Consider the following 18,903-nt stretch of genomic DNA (forward strand, 5'->3'; position numbering starts at 1 on the left):
AGTACCGGCTCCTCTTCGACCCCGTCACGCGCGCACTCGACGTTCAGCTCTCCCACGACGAGCAATACGCCGGCAACGATCGGCGTTCGCCCATCCGCGGCGTCGAGTACTGGTTGGGCGATCGGGCTCCGACGCTCTGACGTCAGGCGCGGCGACGGCCGTCCAGGATCGCGCGCGTCGAGTGCGCGAGGTGCGCGCGCACGGCTCGCTCGGGGTCGCGCAGGGCCTCGACGACGTAGGCGCGGTGCTCGCGCGTCAACGCGCCGGGCGCGTAGGCGGGTCGCACGTGCGTGAGCAGCAGGTGCATCTCGCCGTCCAGCCGGCGGTACTCCTCGGCGATGCGGGGGCTGCCCGCGGCATCCACGAGGGCGAGATGCACCCGCGCGTGCGCGGCGAGCGTGGCCGGCCAGTCCAGGGCCGTCTCGGCGCGATCCAGGTCGTCGAGGGCGTCGTCGACCCCGGGAGGATGGATGCCGCGCTCCCGCACGATGCGCACCGCTTCGGTCTCGAGGGCGCACCGCAGCTGCTGCAGGGCGATCAGGGCGTCGTCGTCGAGCAGCGAGACGCGCACCCCGCGGTACGGCTCGGCGGTGGCGAGACGCTCGGCGGTGAGGGCGGCCAGGGCGGTGCGCGCCGTGTGGCGCGAGACCCCGTGCGCCGCGCTCAGCTCCTCTTCGCGGAGAGGTGTGCCGGGGGCGAGCTCGCCCGAGAGGATGCGGGCGCGCAGGGCGTCGGCGAGGACGTCGGCGGCGCGGGGCCCGGGGGCGGCGGTGCCCCGGACCGACCCGTCACGCGGGGGCCGTGGCATCCGGAACCTCCTTCGTCCGACGCGCGGGAGCGGACACCACGGCGAGACCCACCGCGATGAGCGCGAGGCCGATGCCGCTCACGAGCGTCAGCTGCTCGCGCAGCACGAAAAGCCCCAGCAGGGTCGCCGCCAAGGGCTCGGCGAGGGTCAGGGTCGACACGGTGACCGCGCTGAGGCGTGCCAGGCCCCAGCCGAACAAGAGGTACGCCACCGCCGTGGTGACCACGCCCAGCCACAGGGCCAGGGCGAGTCCTGCAGGGGTCGCGAGCCACGCCGTGCCGGCGGCGAGGAGCACGGGCACGCTCGCGAGGGCGGCCACGCCGAACACCGTGCCCATGACGCGCGTGGAGTTCCACCCCCTCTCGATCAGCGCCTTGCCGCACACCGTATAGAGGGCGTACGACATCCCCGCCCCCGCCGAGGCGAGCAGGCCGCCGGGGGCGAGGGCGATCGCCCCACCGGTGACGCCCGAGACGAGCACCACACCGGCCAGCGCGATGGCGGTGGCGAGCATCCACCGCGGTGAGGGGGCGCGGCGCCGGCGCACGGCATCCACGATCCCCGTCGCGATGGGGGCGGAGCCCAGGGCGACGACCGTGCCGATGGCGACGCCGTTCTCTCGCGTGCCGAGGAAGAACAGGGGCTGATACGCCAGGACGCCGACGGCGCCCAACGCGATGAGGACCGCCGTGCGGGCCGTGCCGCCGGGGACGCGCACGGGCGAGAGGGGGCGGGTGCGGCGGAGCTGTGCGAGGGCGAGGAGGCCCAGGATGCCGCCGCCCACGACGATCCGCGCGGCCCCGACCGCGACGGGGGAGGCGTCGACGTCGGCGAGGGCCTGGGCGGTGCCGGTGGTCGAGAAGCACAGCGCCGCGGCGAGGATCGCGAGGGCGGGAAGCATGGATGGATTGTTACACAATCCAGTCGACGGATGGGCACCCGCGGATGGGCCGTGCCCCCGCGGACGGCCGTGCCCCCGCGGACAGCCGTGCCCCGGACAGCCGTGCCCCCGCGGGCGGGCCGTGCACAGGAGCGGGCGGTTGGGCCGACACTCCGGACAGGATGCCGACACCTCGGCGTGTCGCGGCATCCGTCCGCCGTTGTGCTCGGGGTGGGCCGCGGCGGAGGCCGCCGTCATCGACCGCCTGACCGGGCCGAGCACCGGCGGACCCTCAGCTTGCGGCCGGTAACGTAGGCGCATGGCGACCACGGCGGGGCGAGGCATGGTGGCGCTCGGCATCAGCGGCATCCTGCTGGCCTCCGGTGCCGTCATCGCGGTGCTGGTCGATCCCTTCACGCGCGTGCCCATGATGGTCGACGCCACCACCGAGTGGCTCGCGCGCCTGCTGCTGCTCCTCGGCGTCGCGTGGCTGGTCATCGGCATGCTCGCCGCCCGCACGAGCCTGGTCCGCCGCCCCGGCGCCGCCGCGGCCCGCGCCACCTGGATCGCCTCGACGCGTCCATGGCGCGCACGCGAGTCCACCCTCGGCGTGCTGCCGCTGGACCGCTGGCTGATGATCCTCGTGCCCGGCGGCCTGCTCGTGACGACGCGCATCGTGCAGACGCCGCGCGACGGGCTGTGGGGCGTCGCGGTGGCCATCGCGGGATGGCTGCTCTTCGCGTTCGCCGTGCGCCTGCTGCTGGGCAGGCGTTCCCCGTGGCCGATCATCGCCGCCGTCGGCGGCGCGCTGGTGCTGCGCTGCGTCGTCGCCCTGGTGGCGGTGGCCCTGTCGGGGCCCGAGGGGGTCTGGCCCGACCTCTGGGCTCTCCCGGCCGTGCGCATCCTCTACCTGATGATCGCCTTCGCCCTCGTGGCGTGGGTGTTCGTCGCCGCCGGATGGGCGCTCTCTGCGCAGCTCGGCCGCCGTCGCGCCGGGGGTGTCGCCCTGGCCGGCATGGGCATCGGCTACGCGCTGCCCGCCGCCACGATCGCGCTGATGGGCGCGCGCGACGCGCTGCGGTCGTGGAACGAGCAGATCGGCATCCTGCCGTGGGACCTCGCGCGACTGACCGGGATGCGCGACGGCGCGTTCCCTATCGAGGTCGTCGCGGTGACGGCGGTGATCGGCGCCGTGGCGACCATCGTGGGGATGGCGCTCGCCCTGCCTGATCGCGTCTACGCCCGTCGGGTGCGCTGACCCCGGCATCCCTCGTCCGACTACCCGGGCATCCGGCCGCGCGCAAGCGCCCCGTGCACCGCGCCCGGCTGTCCTAGCGTGAGGATCCCGAGGGAAGGAACCCCACCATGACTGACGTCACCCGCGCCACGCCGGAACGCCGCGTGCTGTCGAGCTTCACCGACTACACCGGGGCGCAGGCCGCCGTCGACCGCCTCTCGGACGCGGGCTTCCCCGTCGAGCACACGGCCATCGTCGGACACGGCGTGCGCATCGTCGAGCAGGTGACCGGGCGGCTGACGAAGGGCCGCGCCGCCGGCCTGGGCGCCGCCTCGGGAGCATGGTTCGGCCTGATGATCGGTGTGATCGTCGGACTGCTGAGCCCGGGCGGGTTCCTCGGTTTGCTGCTGCTGGGCCTCGTGCTGGGTGCCGTGTGGGGCGCGGTCTTCGGCTTCGCCGGGCACGCGTTCACCGGCGGACGCCGTGACTTCTCGTCGGTGCAGGGTTTCGAGGCCGAGCGCTGGGACGTGACGGTGGATGCCGAGCACCTGGCGCGCGCGCAGTCGCTGCTGTCGGCGGGGGCGGCGGGCGAAGACCGGATGTGACCCGGGCGCCCGCGCGGGGCGGGCTGCGCGCGGCGGCGGCTGCGCGCGGCGGCGGGCTGCGCGCGGCGGCGGCGGTCGGGGTCGGCGGGGCCGATGTCGGAGGCCCCGCTTAGACTTGACCCCGCCATGACCGACGCCTCCACGCCTCTCATCGTCGGCGGTCCCGCACCGTCGGACGCCCGCCCCGACGCCGACCTCCTGCAGGGGCTGAACGGCCCCCAGCGCGAGGCCGTCACCTATCGCGGGCAGGCGTTGCTCATCGTCGCCGGTGCCGGGTCGGGCAAGACCAGCGTGCTCACGCGCCGCATCGCCTCGCTGCTGCGTACGCGCGAGGCCTACCCCAGCCAGATCCTCGCGATCACCTTCACCAACAAGGCCGCGGGCGAGATGCGCGAGCGCGTGCACCAGCTGATCGGGCAGAAGGCCGATGGCATGTGGATCTCGACCTTCCACTCCGCGTGCGTGCGCATCCTGCGGCGCGAGGCCGAGCAGTTCGGCTTCACCAAGTCGTTCACGATCTACGACTCGGGCGACTCCCGCGCGCTCATCAAGCGGCTGGTCAAAGAGCACGAGGGCGACTCGTTCGGCCTCACGCCGGCCGGAACGCAGAGTCGCATCTCCAAGCTCAAGAACGAGCTCGCCGATGCCGAGTCCTACGCGCGGTCCGCCAATATGAGCGACCCGGCCGAGCGCGTCTTCGTCGAGATCTTCTCGTCCTACCAGCGCGAGCTGCAGCGGGCGAACGCCTTCGACTTCGACGACCTCATCGCGCAGACCGTGTATCTGTTCCGCGCCTTCCCGCAGGTGGCCGACGTATACCGCAGGCGGTTCCGGCACATCCTCGTCGACGAGTACCAGGACACCAACCACGCGCAGTACGCGCTCATCCACGAGCTCACGCGGCCCGTCGGATCCGACGCCGAACCCTTCTCGTCGGGCGGGATGATGATCTTCGAGGCGGAGCCCACGGGCGACGACGCCGCGTCGCTCACCGTCGTCGGCGACTCCGACCAGTCGATCTACGCGTTCCGCGGCGCCGACATCCGCAACATCAGCGAGTTCGAACGCGACTACCCCGGCGCCAAGGTTGTGCTGCTCGAGCAGAACTACCGCTCGACGCAGAACATCCTGTCGGCCGCCAACGCGGTCATCGCCAACAACTTCGACCGCAAAGACAAGAAGCTCTGGACCGACGTCGGCGCGGGCGACCCGATCATCGGCTTCACCGGCTACTCGCAGCACGACGAGGCGCAATTCGTCGCCGACGAGATCGAGTCGCTGCACAAGAAGGGCCTGCCGTACTCAGGCGTTGCGGTGTTCTACCGCACCAACTCGCAGTCCCGTGCGCTCGAAGAGATCTTCATCCGCTCGGCGGTGCCCTACAAGATCATGGGCGGCACCAAGTTCTACGAGCGCGCCGAGATCAAGGACGCCCTCGCGTACCTGATCGCCGTCGCCAACCCCGCCGACGGCATGGCGGTGCGCCGCATCCTCAACCGTCCCCGTCGGGGCATCGGCGACGTCACCGAGACCGCGATCGCGCGCTACGCGGCCGAGCACGACATCACCTTCCGCGATGCGCTCGCCAACTCCGCGCAGATCGGCGTGGGACCCAAGCTGCAGAAGGCCATCGATCAGCTCGACGCCGTGCTCACCGAGGCGACGGCGATCATGCTGCCGGCATCCGGAGAACTCGCTCCCTCCACCTCGGTGACCGAGGGGCTCACCCTCCTGCTGAACAAGAGCGGCTACTTCGACGCGTTGCGGGCGAGCAAGGACCCGCAGGACGAAGCGCGCCTCGAGAACCTCGACGAACTCGTCGCCGTCACCCGCGAGTTCGCGCGCAACAACCCCGAGGGCACGATCATCGACTTCCTCACCGAGGTGACCCTCGTGGCCGATGCCGACGACCTCGACGACGCGTCCGGGTCGGTGTCGCTCATGACCCTGCACACCGCCAAGGGCCTCGAGTACGACGCCGTGTTCCTCACCGGCGTCGAAGAAGACCTGCTGCCGCACCGCATCTCGGCCAACGAGCCCGGCGGACCGCAAGAGGAACGACGTCTGTTCTACGTCGGCATCACCCGTGCGCGAAAGCGCCTGCACGTGTCGCTCGCGATGACCCGCGCGCAGTTCGGCGAGGTCACCGTCGCCATGCCGAGCCGGTTCCTGCAAGAGATCCCCGCCGATCTGATCGACTGGCGTCAATCGCCGGGTGACGTCAACGGACGCGGGGGCTCGCAATCCCGAGCGCTCAACGCGCGGGGACGCCGGCCCGGCCAGCCGGGCGGCAACCGCTACGGCGACGACCTCGTGCCGCTGCCCAAGCGCGCCCCGGCCGACCCCAGCAAATTCCCCAACCGCATCCCGGCCAAGGTCCGCGACAACGGCGACATGCAGCTCGCCGCCGGCGACCGCATCCGGCACGACGACTTCGGTGAAGGACGCGTCGACGCCGTCACCGGCGAGGGCGCGAAGCGCGTCGCCCACGTGCGCTTCGACACGGTCGGGCCCAAGAAGCTGCTCGTCAAGATCGCGCCCATCAGCAAGGTGTAGCTCGCAGGCGCGCTGGGTCTGGGGCGCGTTCCTCGCTTTGGGGCGCGGATTCTGCGCCCGAACGGCAAGGCGCGTCGCCCGCGTGCGCTTCGACACGGTCGGGCCCAAGAAGCTGCTCGTCAAGATCGCGCCCATCAGCAAGGTGTAGCTCGCAGGCGCGCGCTCGGTTTGGGGCGCATTTCTCGTTTCGGGGCGCGAATTCTGCGCCCCGAACGGAAAAGCGCGCCCCGAACCACCGCCGCGCCCCGCACCGCCGCGCATCGCCGCGCCGCACCGCGCGCGCGGCGCCGCGCCGCGCGCGCGGCGCCCGGCCGCTGTCACCGTCCGGGCCGGCGGCCCGACCTGCCCGGATAGGCTTGTCCAATGGCTCTCTTCTCGCGCCGCAAGAATTCCGACTCCGACGACGCATCGGTCTCCCGGCCCGACTCCACGATCGAACCGGGTGAACAGCCCGTCGACCCCTCGGGTCCGAGCGACGCCGCCCCGGCGCCCGCGGCGGCCGAGACGACTCCGACGGTCGGCATCTCGATGTCGTCCTTCCGTGGCGTCGGCGCCGGCCCCGACACCCCGGCCGCCGAGTCCACCCCCGGCGTCTCGGCGCGCCCCTCGGCTCGTCAGCCCGGTGCCATGGAAGCCCCCGAGGCTCCCGAGACCGTGCCCGGCCTGCGCGACAACGTCCTGCTCGGCAACGCCCTGGCCGAGATCTCGGGACCGGCCGAGCCCGCTCAGCTGCTGAACGTGGCCCGGCAGCTGCTGCAGGGCCACGTCTTTCTGCGCGTCAAGGGCGATGCCCGCGCTCTGCTGGCCGAGGGCAAGGACCTCCCCCTCGCCGTGGCGAACAACGGAGACGAGCAGCTCGTCCTCGCCTACAGCGGTGGCATGGCCCTGCGCGCGAGCGTCGAGGCCGACGGCGACCGCGACACGTCCGCGATGGGCCAGCCCATCATGGCGCTCCTGCGCCACGTGCTCAGCGGCCCCTACGGCGGCGTCGTCCTCAACCCGGCCGCGGCCGATGGTCGCGCCGTCCTGCCCAAGGCGCTGCTCGAGCGGATGATGGCCGAGGCCGACCCCGAGCTGCGGATCAAGACCGCCCTGTGCGAGACGCGCACCGACGAGACGGCCGGCGTGGTCGTCGACGCCATCGTCGCCGACGCCCCCATGTGGATCGCCGTCGCGCGCACCGAAGAGGGCGGACCCGTGGGTGTCGCCGAATCGCGATCGGCCGCGGGCGAGCGCTTCCTCGAGGTGTTCACACACCCGCTCGAACTCCTGGCCCTCGGGCGCGGCGACCAGCCGCTGCCCATCGCCAAGGCGCAGCTCGCGAAGGCCCTGGCGGTGGATGCCGGGCTGACCGGCATCCTGATCGATCCGGCCGGACCCTGGATCCGCCTCACGCGCGAGGAGCTCGCGCCCGTGATCGCCCTGGCCGACGCCCCCGCGCCGAGCGCCTGACCTCGACCCGTGTAGCGGCCGTCGCGATCTCGCGGCGGCCGCTGTCGTATGGGCGGGGTGCGAGGCGGGGCCGTACGGCAGAGCGTCAGACGCCGTACAGCTCGCCGACCGGCACGGCGACCGGCAGCACATTGCCCGCCGGCGCGAGCGGGCACGCCCACATCGGGTCGTAGGCGCACGAGGGGTTGTAGGCGAAGTTGAAGTCGATGACCAGCGAGTTCGGCGTCGAGCCGCGTCCCAGGTCGGCGCCCTTGATCGTGTCGAGCAGGTAGCGGCCCCCGCCGTAGGTGCCGCCCGGGCGTCCGGCCGCTGCGTCGCGCACGGGGACGAACAGTCCGCCCCCGTACGACGTGAGGCGCCACACGTCGAGGGAGCCCGTGTCGGGCAGTTCGACGCGACCGATGCGCTCGAAGCCGACCTCGCCGTCGGTGCCGGTCGTGGCGACGAACGACGCCTCGTCCGCGTCGAGGAGTTCGACCTCGAATCGCCAGGCCGCGTCGTACGGTGCGAGCGGCAGCCCGACGAAACCGTCGCGCTGCTCGGGCAGCAGGGGCGTCGCCGGGTGGTCCGCGAAGAGGGCGTCCCGCTCGATGCGCCACAGCTCGTGGGCGTCTTCGGGGTCGTCGGCCTCGCGGACGGCGTCGTAGAGCGCGAAGACGCGGCGACGCCAGTCGGCGATGTCCAGGGCGGTGCGGGCGGCAGCGGTGGTCATTCCTCCACCGTACGAGGCGCGGGGGTGCGGCGGCCGGGGCTGGACACGACGGGCGTCGCGCGCCCGGCCTCGGGGGCGCGGCCGAACCGTGCTGGACACGGCGGCGGGGCATCTGCCTACGGCTTCGGCCGGCACGGCCCCCGCGCGGCAGGGTGCAGACGCACGCGACGGATCGTCGCACAGGGCCCCGCAGGGTGCAGGCGCACGCGACGGATCGTCGCGCAGTGCCCCGCAGGGTGCAGACGGGCGCGAATCGACGCATGAGCCCCCGGCGTGCGCGGCGCAACGGGGGCAGACATGGCGGCGGGGGAGCGTTAGCGTCGGGGCATGGCATCCCCTCGCATCACGCTGACCGTGCCGGGCCCCGAGGGCGAGCGCGAGGTGGGCATCTCGAACCCCGACCGCGTGCTGTGGCCCGAGGTGGGCATCACCAAGCGCGAGCTCGCCGAATATCTCATCGCCGTCGCCGACCCCTTCATCGCCGCGAACGGGCATCGGCCGGTCTCGCTCGAGCGGTTTCCCGAGGGCGTCGGGGGTGAGGCGTTCTTCTCGAAGAACCCGCCGAAGGGCGCGCCGGCCTTCGTCGAGGCGGTGACGGTCACGTACAACAGCGGGCGGCGGCATCCGCAGCTCTTTCTGGGCGAGATCGCGTCGGCGGTGTGGGCCGCGCAGATGAACACGATCGTGTTCCACCCGTGGGCCTCTCTCGCGACGGATGCCGACCACCCCGTCGAGCTGCGCATCGACCTCGATCCTCAGCCTGGCACCGGCGTCGCCGAGGCCGTGACCGCGGCGCACGAGCTGCGGACCGTGCTGCGCCAGGCGGGCCTGGAGGCGTGGATCAAGACCAGCGGCAACCGCGGCCTGCACGTGTTCAGCCCGATCGAGCCGACGCATGAGTTCCTCGACGTCCGGCACGCGGTGATCGCCGCGGCGCGCGAGCTCGAGAGGCGGATGCCGGATGCCGTCACCACCAACTGGTGGAAGGAGGAGCGCGGGCAGCGCATCTTCGTCGACTTCAATCAGGCGAATCGCGACCGCACCATGGCGGGGGCGTATTCGCCGCGGGCACTTCCGACCGCGACGGTGTCGACGCCGCTCGCGTGGGACGAACTCGACGGCGTCGACCCGCTCGCCTTCACAGTGCGCTCGGTGCCCGAGCGGTTGGCATCCGTCGGTGATCCGTGGCAGGGGTTCGCCGCCCAGCCGGGGCGCATCGACACGTTGCTGGAGTGGTGGCAGCGCGACGTCGAGAACGGGCTGGGGGAGCTGCCGTTCCCGCCCGAGTTCCCGAAGATGCCGGGGGAACCGCCGCGGGTGCAGCCCTCGCGGGCGAAGAACCCGGCGTCGTAGGCGCGGGTGACGGGGCGCGGCGCGGGCGCGGAGCGCGGCGGTGCGCGGGGCGCGGGCGCGGGTGCGCGCTCGGTCGCGAGGTGGCGCGGGCGCGAGTCCGGTCGCGAAGTGGAGCGGCGTCACAAGAACAGGGGCTGCCGCGAGGACAGGGGATTTCGGTGCGGAATGTCCTGTTCTCGACGACGTGGCCTGTTTTGGTGGCGAAGGAGCGAGGCGTCGGTCGGCCCGGCGCCACCGCGTGGCGGCGACCCGGCGCCGGCCGTGCAACGGCGACCGAATCGACCACCCCCGAGCGAGACGGACCTCAGTCCAGAACGTCGCCGAGGTCGTACGACGCCACCGCGTCGAGCTGCGAGAAGGTGCACGAGCGGGGCTCGCGGTCGGGGCGCCACCGGTCGAACTGCACCGTGTGGCGGAAGCGCATGCCCTCGAGCTGGTCGTACCGCACCTCGAGTACGCGCTCGGGCCGGAGACGGACGAACGACACGTCCTTCGACGCCGAGAAGCGCGAGCGGTCGGTCTCGCCGGTCACGGCGGCGCCGTCGTCGTCGCGCTCGACGTACGGCTCGAGCTCGTCGATCAGCTCGCGGCGGCGCTTGTCGGTGAAGGCGGACGCGCCGCCGACGCCGTGCAGTCGGCCGTCGTCGTCGTAGAGCCCGAGAAGCAGTGAACCCACGCCGTCGCCGGACTTGTGGATGCGGTATCCGAGCAGGACGACGTCGGCCGTACGGGCGTGCTTGATCTTGAACATCGTGCGCTTGTTCGGCGCGTACGGCTGCGCGAGGGGCTTGGCGATCACGCCGTCGAGCCCGGCGCCCTCGAACTCGGCTAGCCAGCGACGGGCGAGGTCGGGATCGTCGGTCGTGCGGGTGACGTGCACGGGGTGGGGGACATCGCCGAGCAGGTCGACGAGCTGTGCCCGTCTCTCGGCGAAGGGCTCACCTTGCAGGTCGCGCTCGCCTCGGGCGAGCAGGTCGAAGGCGATGAACATCGCCGGCGTTTCTTCGGCCAGCATGTTGACCCGGGATGCCGCGGGGTGGATGCGCTGCGACAGCGACTCCCAGTCGAGCCGCTGAGCGCCCGCCTCCCCGCGTGCCACGACGACCTCGCCGTCGATGAGACAGGGTTCGGGCAGCAGTCGGGCGAACGCCTCGACGAGCTCGGGGAAGTACCGGGTGAGGGGCTTGGCGCCCCGGCTGCCGATCTCGACGTCGGTGCCGTCCCACGACACCAGGGCGCGGAAGCCGTCCCACTTGGGCTCGTAGCTGAAACCGCCGGCGACCTTGGCGTGGTCGGGCACCTCGGGCACCGACTTCGCCAGCATCGGCGCGGGGATGTCGTGCGGCACGGTCGTCAGCCCTCGTCGCCCGAGAGGGGCACGGGGTTCGAGCGCTTCTTGCGTCGCGCCCACTCGGCGGGCTTGTCGTCGCCGTTCCACACCGTGATGATGCCCCACACGACCGCGGTGAGCGGCACCGCCAGAAGGGTGCCCAGGATGCCGCCGATCGCCGTACCGCCGGCGAGCACGACCAGGACGACGAACGAGTGCAGCTTCATCGAGCGGCCCATGAGCACCGGCTGCAGGAAGTTGCCCTCGAGCTGGTTCACGAGAACGACAATGCCGACGACGATCAGCGCCACGACCCACCCGTTGGTGACGAGCGCCACCAGGGCGGCCAGGATGCCGGCGGTGACCGCTCCGACGATCGGGATGAACGCGAGCAGGAACACCAGCACCGCGAGCGGCAGCGCCAGCGGCACCTGCAGGATCGCGAGGCCGATGCCGATGCCGATGGCGTCGACGGCGGCGACCGAGGCGGTGCCGCGGATGTACGCGCCGAGGACGGTCACCGTCTTGTCGCCGATGCGGCGACCGCGCTCGTAGTCGCTGCCGCGAAGGGGCCGCAGGACGAACTCCCACATGCGGGGGCCGTCCTTGAGGAAGAAGAAGAGGATGACGACCATCAGCACGAAGCCGGTCAGGAACGACGCGACGGCGCTGACCCCGGCGAGGGCGCCGCTGCCGAACTGCGCGCTCGTGACGAAGTCGGTGACGCCCTGCACGGCCTGGTCGATCTGGTCGGGAGAGATCGCGAACGGCAGGGTGTGGTACCAGTCCTGGGCCTTCTGGAAGCCCTCGACGGCCTGCGTGCTCAGGGTGTCCCACTGGTTGATCACGGCGTTGACGACGAGCCACCCGAGCGCACTCAGCACCAGGACGACCGCGAGCAGCGTCAGCACGGTCGCGAGCACGGCGGGCACGCCCTTGCGGCGCATCCACATGGTGAACGGACCGAATGCCGACGCGAAGATCAGCGCGAGGACGAGGGGGATGATGACGAGCGAGACCTGACGGATGCCCCAGATCAGTCCCGCGACGAGCACCACGACGATGAGGATCTGCACGGCGCGGATGGCCAGTCGACCGAAACCGTCGGCCCACAGGCTCTTCGGCGGCGGTTGGATGGCCTCGGCGACCGAAGCGATGGCGTCGCGCGGCGCGGGATGACGAGAGAACAGGCCCATGCGCTCACCGTATCGGCAGCGTCCGACATCGTCCGCGCGGGTTGCGCCCCTGGCTCCCGCGGATTAGCCCCCGGGCGGAGCCGCCTGCCCCCGAGACCGCACACCGATGCCGAAACCGCACGCTCTCGTCGTCGATCGCGTGCGGTCTCGGCTATCGCGTGCGGTCTGAGCACGAGGTGCGCCCCCGCGCCGGGAGCCACCCCGCGCCGGGACCCGCCCCGCGCCGGCGCGCATGGCATCCGGGATCAGACGAAGGCGCTCATGCCCGTGATGTCACGACCGAGCAGGAGCGCCTGAACGCTCTCGGTGCCCTCGTACGTGTGGATCGCCTCGATGTCGGCCATGTGCTGCATGACGCCGTTCTCGAGCAGGATGCCGTTGCCGCCGAGCAGGTCGCGCGCGATCTGCGCCACGCGGCGTGCGGCGCGGGTGTTGTGGTACTTCGCGAGAGACGCCTGCGTGGGTCGCAGTCCGCCGGCGGTCTCGAGGTCGGCGAGGCGGCGGCAGTACAGCTGCATCGCGGTCAGCTCGTCGAGCATCTGCGTGAGCCGCTCCTGCACCATCTGGAACTTCGCGAGCGGCTTGCCGAACTGCGTGCGCTCGGTGGCGTAGGTGCGGGCGATCTCGTAGCAGGCGGTCGCGTGACCGAGCGCCGACCAGGCGACACCGGAGCGTGTGGCGAACAGGACGACCGAGGCGTCCTTGAAGGTGTGCGTCCCCGGCAGGACGGCGTCCTCGGGCAGGCGCACGTCGTCCATCGCGATGTGAGCCTGGTGGATGCCGCGCAGCGACACCTTTCCGGTGATGACGGTGCCCACGTAGCCCGGGGTGTCCTGCTCGACCAGGAAGCAGCGGACGTTGTCGTGGTCGTCGGCGCCCTCGTCGTCGACGCGCGCCCACACGAAGGTGATGCCGCCGGACGCGCCGTTGCCGATCCACTTCTTCGTCCCGCTCAGCGACCACCCGTCGGCGGTGCGCGTCGCGGTGGTCTCGAGCGAGACGGAGTCCGAGCCGTGGTCGGGTTCGGTCAGCGCGAAGGCCCCGGGGACGGTGCCGTCGGCGAGCGGCTTCAGCCACCGCTGCTGCTGCGCGGGTGAGCCGTAGAAGGCGAGCGTGCGCAGCGCGAGTCCGCCCTGCACGGCGAGGGCCGTGGCGAGCGAGCCGTCGTGTCGCGAGATCTCCATGTTGACCAGGCCCGCGGCCAGGGGTGAGGTGTGCGGGAGTTCGTCGTGCTCGATGCCGTCGGTGAACAGCTCGAGCTCCCCCATGCGCTGCAGCAGCTCGACGGGGTAGGTCGCGGCATCCCATTCGCCCTGCATGCGGGTGCCGACCTCGTCGGCGAACGCCTTGGCGCGGTCCCAGATCGCGCGGTCGGCGTCGGGAATGTCGGCGAACACCGCGTAGTAGTCGGTGTCGCGGCGGCCCAGCAGGTCGTAGTGGGCGATGCGCTCGCCGGGGAGCGCGCGGGCATCGGCGTCGATGGTCATGGTCCCCAGTATCGCGCATAGTGGTACTCGGTGTCACGCCCCCGGGATGCGTCGGGGCGGATTCCCGGATGCCGCTCGCGGACGCGGCCCGGCGGGCGCGACCCCCGGCGCTCGAGCGTCCACGACACGCCGCCCGCACCCCCCTCCGCGGCGTGTCATGGACACTCGACCCAGGGTGGGGCGGGATGAGGCGGGCCCGACGACGCGCGCGCAGGCGCGCCGGGGCTACTCGCCGAGCGAAGCGCGCAGGCGGCGCGTGACCTCGGCGGCCGGCATCCGCCGCGGAAAGGCCGCCACGATCAGGTCGTCTCCGGCCGCGGCGTCTCCGCCGGGGTGCACCCCGTAACGACGCAGGGCGTCGTCGAGCGCGCGCCGCAGAACGGATGCCGGCACCCGGGCGCCGCGCATCAGTCGGCGCAGCACGTGGTTGTGCACCGCGGTGACGAGGGCGGCGAAGCCGACGGCATCCAGGGGATCCAGACCGGGAAGAGCCTCGCGAAGGTACTCGTCGAAGAGGCGTTCGTAGCGGAACACCGTGACGATCTCGCGGTCGCGCAGGCCCGGGATCTCGCGCACGATCTTGTACCGCCGGCGGGCGAGTTCGGGGTCGGCGGCGAAGTGGCGGAACACCCGCACCGACGCCTCGCACACCGCGGCCCACGGGTCGTCGTGCGGCTGCGACAGGAACGCGCGCGTCTCTGCGAGGAGCACCTCGTGGTCGGCGAAGACGACGTCTTCTTTACCGCCGAACTGCCGGAAGAACGTCGAACGCGACACCCCCGCGGCCTGCGCGATCTGCTCGACCGAGGTCTGGTCGTAGCCGTGCTGAACGAACAGGTCGATCGCGGCGGCCACCACCGCCGTGCGGCTGGAGGGGGCGGCGCTGTCGGTCACGAGCAGAGCCTATCGACGCGGACACCCGCGACGAGGGCGATCCGCGCGCTCCGGTAGACGATCGTGACCGACGGGGCAAGCGGATGCCACGGCGTCGACGCCCGCGGTGGGATGGACGCATGACCTCCTCGCTGTGGACCCGCGACCACCCGTCCGTCGACACCACCCCGTTCGAGGCGGGCGCGCACCACGACGTCGTCATCGTGGGGGCCGGCCTGACGGGACTGTCGACCGCGGTGATGCTCGCCGAGGCGGGCGTCGACGTCGCCGTGGTCGAGGCCGGCGAGGTGGGCAGCGGGGCATCCGGAGCGTCGGTGGGGATGGCATCCCTCCTGCAGGGGACGACCCTGGCGTCCCTGCGCCGTCACCACCCCGCCGCCCTGGTGCGCGCATACGTGGATGCCAACCGCGCCGGTCTCGACTGGCTCGTCGAGCGCGCGGGGGCGACGGCCGACCGTCGCACGGCGTTCACCTTCGGTCGGGGCCTGGCCTCGGATCCCGCGCTCGACGCCGTCCGCGACGCCGCGCGCGAGGCCGGACTCGACGTCCGCACCGACGACCCGGGCGACCTGGGCGGACGCACCCCGGTCCGCGCGATCGCCCTCGACGACCAGCTGGCCCTCGACCCGGCCGCGCTGGTGTCGACGCTCGCGAAGGCCGCCGTCGCCGCGGGGGCGGTGCTGCACACCGGCGTCCGCGTCACCGACGTGCATTCGCTGCCCACCGGTCGCGTCGAGACGACCCACGGCCCGCTGCGCGGCGACACGGTCGTGCTCGCCACCGGCACGCCGATCACCCGCCGCGGCCTGTACGACCTCAAGACCCGCGCTCTGCGCTCGTGGGCGATCGCCTTCGAGCTGGAGGGGGATGCCGAGGCCCCCGGCGGCATGTGGAGCGAGGTCGGCGCCGAGGGGCGCAGCGTCGTCGCCGCGCCGTCGTCGCTTGTGCGTCCGGCGTTGATCGTGACCGGGGCACGGCATCCCGTCGGATCGGCGCGATCCGAGGTCGCGCTCGCCGAGGGACTGGCCGCGTGGGCGCGCCGAACGCTGCCCGTGGGGGCCGAGATCGCGCGGTGGTCGGGGCAGGACTACCAGTCGCACAACCTGGTCCCCTTCGTCGGGGGGATGCCGCGGGGCCTCGGCCGCCTGCGCTTCGCGACCGGGTACGCCGGCTGGGGCATGACGAACGCGCCGGCCGCGGCGATGCGCCTGAGCGACGAGATCCGCGGCGTCGCGCGGGCGAAGCGACCGGGATGGATGCGCACGATCGGCACGCGGCTGACGGTGCCCGCCGACCTCGGCCGGGGGATCGGCGAGGCGACCCGGCGGGCCGGGGTGGCCGCGGGTGCGCTCGCCGCCGCGGCTCCGGCACCGGTGAAGCGCCCCGCCGAGGGCGCCGGTGTCGTCTCGCGCCGGGGGCTGCGGACGGCGGCGGTGTCGACGATCGACGGGCGCACCCGCGCGATCGTTGCCCCCGCGCCGCTGACGTGGAACGACGCCGAGCGGTCGTGGGACAGCCCCGTCGACGGTTCGCGCTTCGCGCCCGACGGCACGCGGCTCGAGGGCGCGGCATCCGCCGATCTGGGCGTGCGCTGACCCGCGCGCCGGTCAGCTCTTCGCGCCGGTGAGCGCGAGCGCGCCGCCCAGGCCGATCATCATCAGCCCGCCCGTACCCGACAGGGTCGACAGGCGCTTCGGCGACCCGGCGAACCACGTGCGCGCGGTCCCCGCGGCGAGGGCCCAGACCGAGTCGCAGATCACGGCGAGCACCTGGAAGATCAGGCCCAGCATCAGCAGCTGCACCCAGACGGCTCCCGCGTGCGGGTCGACGAACTGGGGCAGCACGGCGACGAAGAACGCGATCGTCTTGGGGTTGGTCACACCGACCACGAAGCCCTGGCGCAGCAGCGTCCACCGCGAGGCGGGCGCGCGTGAGGGCCCGGCCGCGTGGTCGCGGCGGTGACGGATGGCCTGGATGCCGAGCCACACGAGGTACGCGGCCCCGACGACCTTGAGCACGGTGAACGCGACGATCGACGACGCCACGAGGGCGCCGACGCCGAAGGCCGTGGCGAGGATCGCGGGGATGTTGCCGATCGAGTTGCCCAGCACGCTCAGCAGCCCGGCGCGGCGCCCGAGCGCGATGGAGCGACCGATCACGAACAGCACGCCCGGTCCCGGGATGACGATCAGCACGATCGACGCGGCGACGAACGCCAAAAGGGACTCGAGGGGAGGCACGCGTGAACTGTACAGCCGCGGCGGCATGGCCGGGGAGCCCCGCCGCCTCAGGCCGGGACGACCTCGCGCGCGAGCAGCTCGGCGATCCGGCCGACGCACCCGCCGCAGCCGGTGCCGGCGCGGGTGGCCGCTTTCACACAGGCGACGGTGGGTTCTGCGGCCGAGGCGGCCTCGCGGATCGCCCCGGCGCTCACGCCGTTGCACCAGCAGACGGTGGCGTCCGCGGCGAAGGGGTCGGCGACGACGGCCATACCCGCGTCGGGCGCGTCGAGCCGCAGCAGCGACGAGCGGTCGGCGGGCAGCTCCGAGCCGCGCTCGAACAGCAGGGTCAGCTCCGCGCCGGTGCGCGGCATCCCGACCGAGACGAAACCGGTCAGCACGCCGTCGACGGTCGAGAGCTTGACGTACGCGCCGCGGGCCGGGTCGGCCCAGACCGTGACCTGGGGGCCGGGGCATCCGGGGGCGTGCGAGAAGGGGTCGGCGTCGACGTCTCCCGCGGCGACCACGTCGATGCCCTCGGCCTTGAGCATGACCACACCGGGGCGTTCGACGGGCGCCGGCCCGTCGACCCCGGACGACAGCAGCGCCGCGAGGCGGTCGGCCTGCCGCCAGCCCGGTCCGACGAGTCCGCTCGGTCCGCCCGGCACCCGCCCGTCGGGGTCGGCGTCGGCGGGGTCGGCGACGTGCGCGCAGTCGCCGATGGCGAAGACGTCGGGGTCGGTCCATGAGCGCGACGCCGCGTCGACGAGGACGCCGGTCGAGGTCGCCAACCCGCAGAGGGATGCCACCTCGGTCCGCGCCGCGACTCCGCACGACAGCACGAGCAGGTCGCCCGCCAGCACGCTCCCGTCGGCGCAGACCAGGCCGTCGAACCAGGCCTGGCCGTGGTCGTCGTAACGCTGGACGATGCTCTCGGCGCGGGCGTGGTGCCGCATCTCGACGCCGAGGGCGGCGGCGGCGTGAGCGAGCACGCGTCCGCCGTTCTCATCGAGCGTCCGATTCATCGGCGCCGCCGAGTGGTACGCCACGACCACCTGCGCTCCCGCTTCGGCGGCGGCGAGGGCCAGCTCCATGCCGAGTACACCGGCGCCGAGCACGACGATGCGCTGTCCGGCCGAGACCGCCGTGCGCACGAGTTCGGCGTCGGCGAGGTCGCGCAGCGCGACGACACCGCGCGGCAGGGGCGACGTTCCCTGGTCGAGAGCGGTCGGCTCTGCCGGTCGCGTCGAGCGGTGGCGCTGCGCGCGCTCGAGACCGGCCAGGGTCGGGACGTTCGCGCGCGCTCCCGTCGCCAGCACGAGACGGTCATAGGGGATCCGGATGCCATCGTGCAGCCGAACGACCCGCGAATCGCGGTCGACACCCACGACCGTCGTCCCGAGCGCGAACCGCACCCCGGCCTCTTCCGCGATCGCGCGACCCGCCAGGTCGAGGCCGTCCCGCTGCATGCGTCCCACGGCATATTCGGCCAGCAGCACCCGGTTGTACACGTCGTGCGTCTCGGCCCCGACGACGGTCAGGTCGATCCGCCCGTCGCGGACGGCGGGCAGCAGCCCCTCGACCAGCCGCGCCCCCACGGGTCCGTAGCCGACCAGCACCACACGCTCAGACATGGATCTCCTCACCGGCGGGGGTGGGGGCGACCGGCGCCACCCGCACCCGCGTGCGCTTGAACTCGGGCATCGCCGAGGTCGGGTCGACCAGCGCCTCGGTCAGACAGTTGGCGCAGCCCTCGCCCGCGTAGTGGAACGGCAGAAAGACGGTGTCGTGCCGGATGTCGGTCGTCACGCTCGCCCGGACTCGCACGGTTCCGCGCTCGTTCGCCACCGCCACGAGGGTGCCCTCGCGGATACCCAGACGAGAGGCCGTCGCGGGGTGGATCTCGAGCCGCGCCTCGGGCCGCGCGGCGTGCAGCTCGGTCACTCGTCGGGTCTGCGTCCCGGACTGGTACTGCTGCAGGTAGCGCCCGGTGGTGAGGGTCAGATCGCCGCCCCGGTCGGTCGGTGCCGGGGGAGCGGCATCCACGGGAATCAGGCGCGCGCGTCCGTCGGGGTGCGCGGAGCACTCGGCGAAGGGGCGCGGGGTGCTCGACGAGCGGTAGGGCCAGTACGCCTCGACGCCCGTGTCGAGCAGCGCGTGCGACAGGCCGGAGT

16 protein-coding genes are annotated in these 18,903 nt (G+C 72.8%); 6 read left to right on the forward strand and 10 right to left on the reverse strand.

The features are described 5' to 3' along the window. Positions 1-142: 142 nt before the first annotated feature. Together DC432_RS09815 and DC432_RS09820 are read right to left on the reverse strand one after the other, a co-directional pair. Complete coding sequence (locus DC432_RS09815; protein ID WP_116537740.1) at positions 143-808, reverse strand: GntR family transcriptional regulator; 666 nt, start codon at positions 806-808, stop codon at positions 143-145. Continuing rightward, positions 789-1,709 (reverse strand): DMT family transporter, encoded by a 921-nt coding sequence (locus DC432_RS09820; RefSeq protein ID WP_116537741.1) that lies wholly within the window; start codon positions 1,707-1,709, stop codon positions 789-791. The genes DC432_RS09815 and DC432_RS09820 overlap by 20 nt, the downstream gene beginning before the upstream one ends. A 298-nt stretch (positions 1,710-2,007) precedes the next feature. Here DC432_RS09820 and DC432_RS09825 point away from each other — a divergent pair, with 298 nt between their 5' ends. From DC432_RS09825 to DC432_RS09840, 4 genes are all read left to right on the forward strand, one after another. Next, positions 2,008-2,946 (forward strand): hypothetical protein, encoded by a 939-nt coding sequence (locus tag DC432_RS09825; RefSeq protein ID WP_133177914.1) that lies wholly within the window; start codon positions 2,008-2,010, stop codon positions 2,944-2,946. 107 nt (positions 2,947-3,053) lie between these two features. After that, entirely contained in the window at positions 3,054-3,530 is a 477-nt protein-coding gene (locus DC432_RS09830) for a general stress protein (RefSeq protein WP_116537743.1), read from the forward strand. Positions 3,531-3,656: 126 nt separating this feature from the next. Next, positions 3,657-6,086, forward strand: a complete 2,430-nt coding sequence (locus DC432_RS09835) for an ATP-dependent helicase (RefSeq protein ID WP_116537744.1) — start codon at positions 3,657-3,659, stop codon at positions 6,084-6,086. A 363-nt stretch (positions 6,087-6,449) separates the two neighbouring features. After that, positions 6,450-7,538 carry an SseB family protein gene (locus tag DC432_RS09840; RefSeq protein ID WP_116537745.1) on the forward strand — a complete coding sequence of 363 codons (1,089 nt, stop codon included), beginning with the start codon at positions 6,450-6,452 and terminating at the stop codon, positions 7,536-7,538. Between the two features lie 85 nt (positions 7,539-7,623). Here the strand turns inward: DC432_RS09840 and DC432_RS09845 are convergent, their stop codons facing one another. Beyond that, positions 7,624-8,250: a DUF1684 domain-containing protein gene (locus DC432_RS09845; RefSeq protein ID WP_108317451.1), complete on the reverse strand. Its 627-nt coding sequence runs from the start codon at positions 8,248-8,250 to the stop codon at positions 7,624-7,626. Between the two features lie 327 nt (positions 8,251-8,577). Here DC432_RS09845 and ligD point away from each other — a divergent pair, with 327 nt between their 5' ends. Next, positions 8,578-9,603 (forward strand): non-homologous end-joining DNA ligase, encoded by a 1,026-nt coding sequence (gene ligD / locus DC432_RS09850; RefSeq protein WP_116537746.1) that lies wholly within the window; start codon positions 8,578-8,580, stop codon positions 9,601-9,603. Between the two features lie 304 nt (positions 9,604-9,907). On the opposite strand, the gene DC432_RS09855 is transcribed toward ligD, so the two are convergent. From DC432_RS09855 to DC432_RS09870, 4 genes are all read right to left on the reverse strand, one after another. Next, positions 9,908-10,951 (reverse strand): ATP-dependent DNA ligase, encoded by a 1,044-nt coding sequence (locus DC432_RS09855; protein WP_243393090.1) that lies wholly within the window; start codon positions 10,949-10,951, stop codon positions 9,908-9,910. Between the two features lie 5 nt (positions 10,952-10,956). After that, positions 10,957-12,129, reverse strand: a complete 1,173-nt coding sequence (locus DC432_RS09860; protein ID WP_116537747.1) for an AI-2E family transporter — start codon at positions 12,127-12,129, stop codon at positions 10,957-10,959. 245 nt (positions 12,130-12,374) lie between these two features. Further along, a complete protein-coding gene (locus tag DC432_RS09865) occupies positions 12,375-13,616 on the reverse strand; it encodes an acyl-CoA dehydrogenase family protein (RefSeq protein WP_116537748.1) in 1,242 nt (413 codons plus the stop codon). A gap of 225 nt (positions 13,617-13,841) precedes the next feature. Beyond that, positions 13,842-14,510 (reverse strand): TetR/AcrR family transcriptional regulator, encoded by a 669-nt coding sequence (locus DC432_RS09870; RefSeq protein ID WP_108319754.1) that lies wholly within the window; start codon positions 14,508-14,510, stop codon positions 13,842-13,844. Positions 14,511-14,629: 119 nt separating this feature from the next. Here DC432_RS09870 and DC432_RS09875 point away from each other — a divergent pair, with 119 nt between their 5' ends. After that, positions 14,630-16,105 (forward strand): FAD-dependent oxidoreductase, encoded by a 1,476-nt coding sequence (locus tag DC432_RS09875; protein WP_116537749.1) that lies wholly within the window; start codon positions 14,630-14,632, stop codon positions 16,103-16,105. Between the two features lie 12 nt (positions 16,106-16,117). On the opposite strand, the gene DC432_RS09880 is transcribed toward DC432_RS09875, so the two are convergent. The 3 genes from DC432_RS09880 to DC432_RS09890 form a co-directional block, all read right to left on the reverse strand. Continuing rightward, positions 16,118-16,750 carry a LysE family translocator gene (locus DC432_RS09880; RefSeq protein WP_116537750.1) on the reverse strand — a complete coding sequence of 211 codons (633 nt, stop codon included), beginning with the start codon at positions 16,748-16,750 and terminating at the stop codon, positions 16,118-16,120. A gap of 47 nt (positions 16,751-16,797) precedes the next feature. Next, complete coding sequence (locus DC432_RS09885) at positions 16,798-18,363, reverse strand: FAD-dependent oxidoreductase (RefSeq protein WP_116537751.1); 1,566 nt, start codon at positions 18,361-18,363, stop codon at positions 16,798-16,800. After that, positions 18,356-18,903, reverse strand: a 548-nt coding sequence (locus tag DC432_RS09890) for a molybdopterin oxidoreductase family protein (RefSeq protein WP_165801239.1), incomplete at its 5' end; no start/stop codon positions are given. The genes DC432_RS09885 and DC432_RS09890, both read right to left, overlap by 8 nt.

Origin of the sequence: Microbacterium testaceum (assembly GCF_003075375.1) — a bacterium.
GTDB lineage: Bacteria > Actinomycetota > Actinomycetes > Actinomycetales > Microbacteriaceae > Microbacterium > Microbacterium testaceum_E.

What these genes read in the sequence shown, in the direction of transcription:
- DC432_RS09815 (WP_116537740.1), bottom strand. Translation starts at nt 808, where the DNA reads ATGCCACGGCCCCCGCGTGACGGGTCGGTCCGGGGCACCGCCGCCCCC.
- DC432_RS09820 (WP_116537741.1), bottom strand. Translation starts at nt 1,709, where the DNA reads ATGCTTCCCGCCCTCGCGATCCTCGCCGCGGCGCTGTGCTTCTCGACC.
- DC432_RS09825 (WP_133177914.1), top strand. Translation starts at nt 2,008, where the DNA reads ATGGCGACCACGGCGGGGCGAGGCATGGTGGCGCTCGGCATCAGCGGC.
- DC432_RS09830 (WP_116537743.1), top strand. Translation starts at nt 3,054, where the DNA reads ATGACTGACGTCACCCGCGCCACGCCGGAACGCCGCGTGCTGTCGAGC.
- DC432_RS09835 (WP_116537744.1), top strand. Translation starts at nt 3,657, where the DNA reads ATGACCGACGCCTCCACGCCTCTCATCGTCGGCGGTCCCGCACCGTCG.
- DC432_RS09840 (WP_116537745.1), top strand. Translation starts at nt 6,450, where the DNA reads ATGGCTCTCTTCTCGCGCCGCAAGAATTCCGACTCCGACGACGCATCG.
- DC432_RS09845 (WP_108317451.1), bottom strand. Translation starts at nt 8,250, where the DNA reads ATGACCACCGCTGCCGCCCGCACCGCCCTGGACATCGCCGACTGGCGT.
- ligD (WP_116537746.1), top strand. Translation starts at nt 8,578, where the DNA reads ATGGCATCCCCTCGCATCACGCTGACCGTGCCGGGCCCCGAGGGCGAG.
- DC432_RS09860 (WP_116537747.1), bottom strand. Translation starts at nt 12,129, where the DNA reads ATGGGCCTGTTCTCTCGTCATCCCGCGCCGCGCGACGCCATCGCTTCG.
- DC432_RS09865 (WP_116537748.1), bottom strand. Translation starts at nt 13,616, where the DNA reads ATGACCATCGACGCCGATGCCCGCGCGCTCCCCGGCGAGCGCATCGCC.
- DC432_RS09875 (WP_116537749.1), top strand. Translation starts at nt 14,630, where the DNA reads ATGACCTCCTCGCTGTGGACCCGCGACCACCCGTCCGTCGACACCACC.
- DC432_RS09885 (WP_116537751.1), bottom strand. Translation starts at nt 18,363, where the DNA reads ATGTCTGAGCGTGTGGTGCTGGTCGGCTACGGACCCGTGGGGGCGCGG.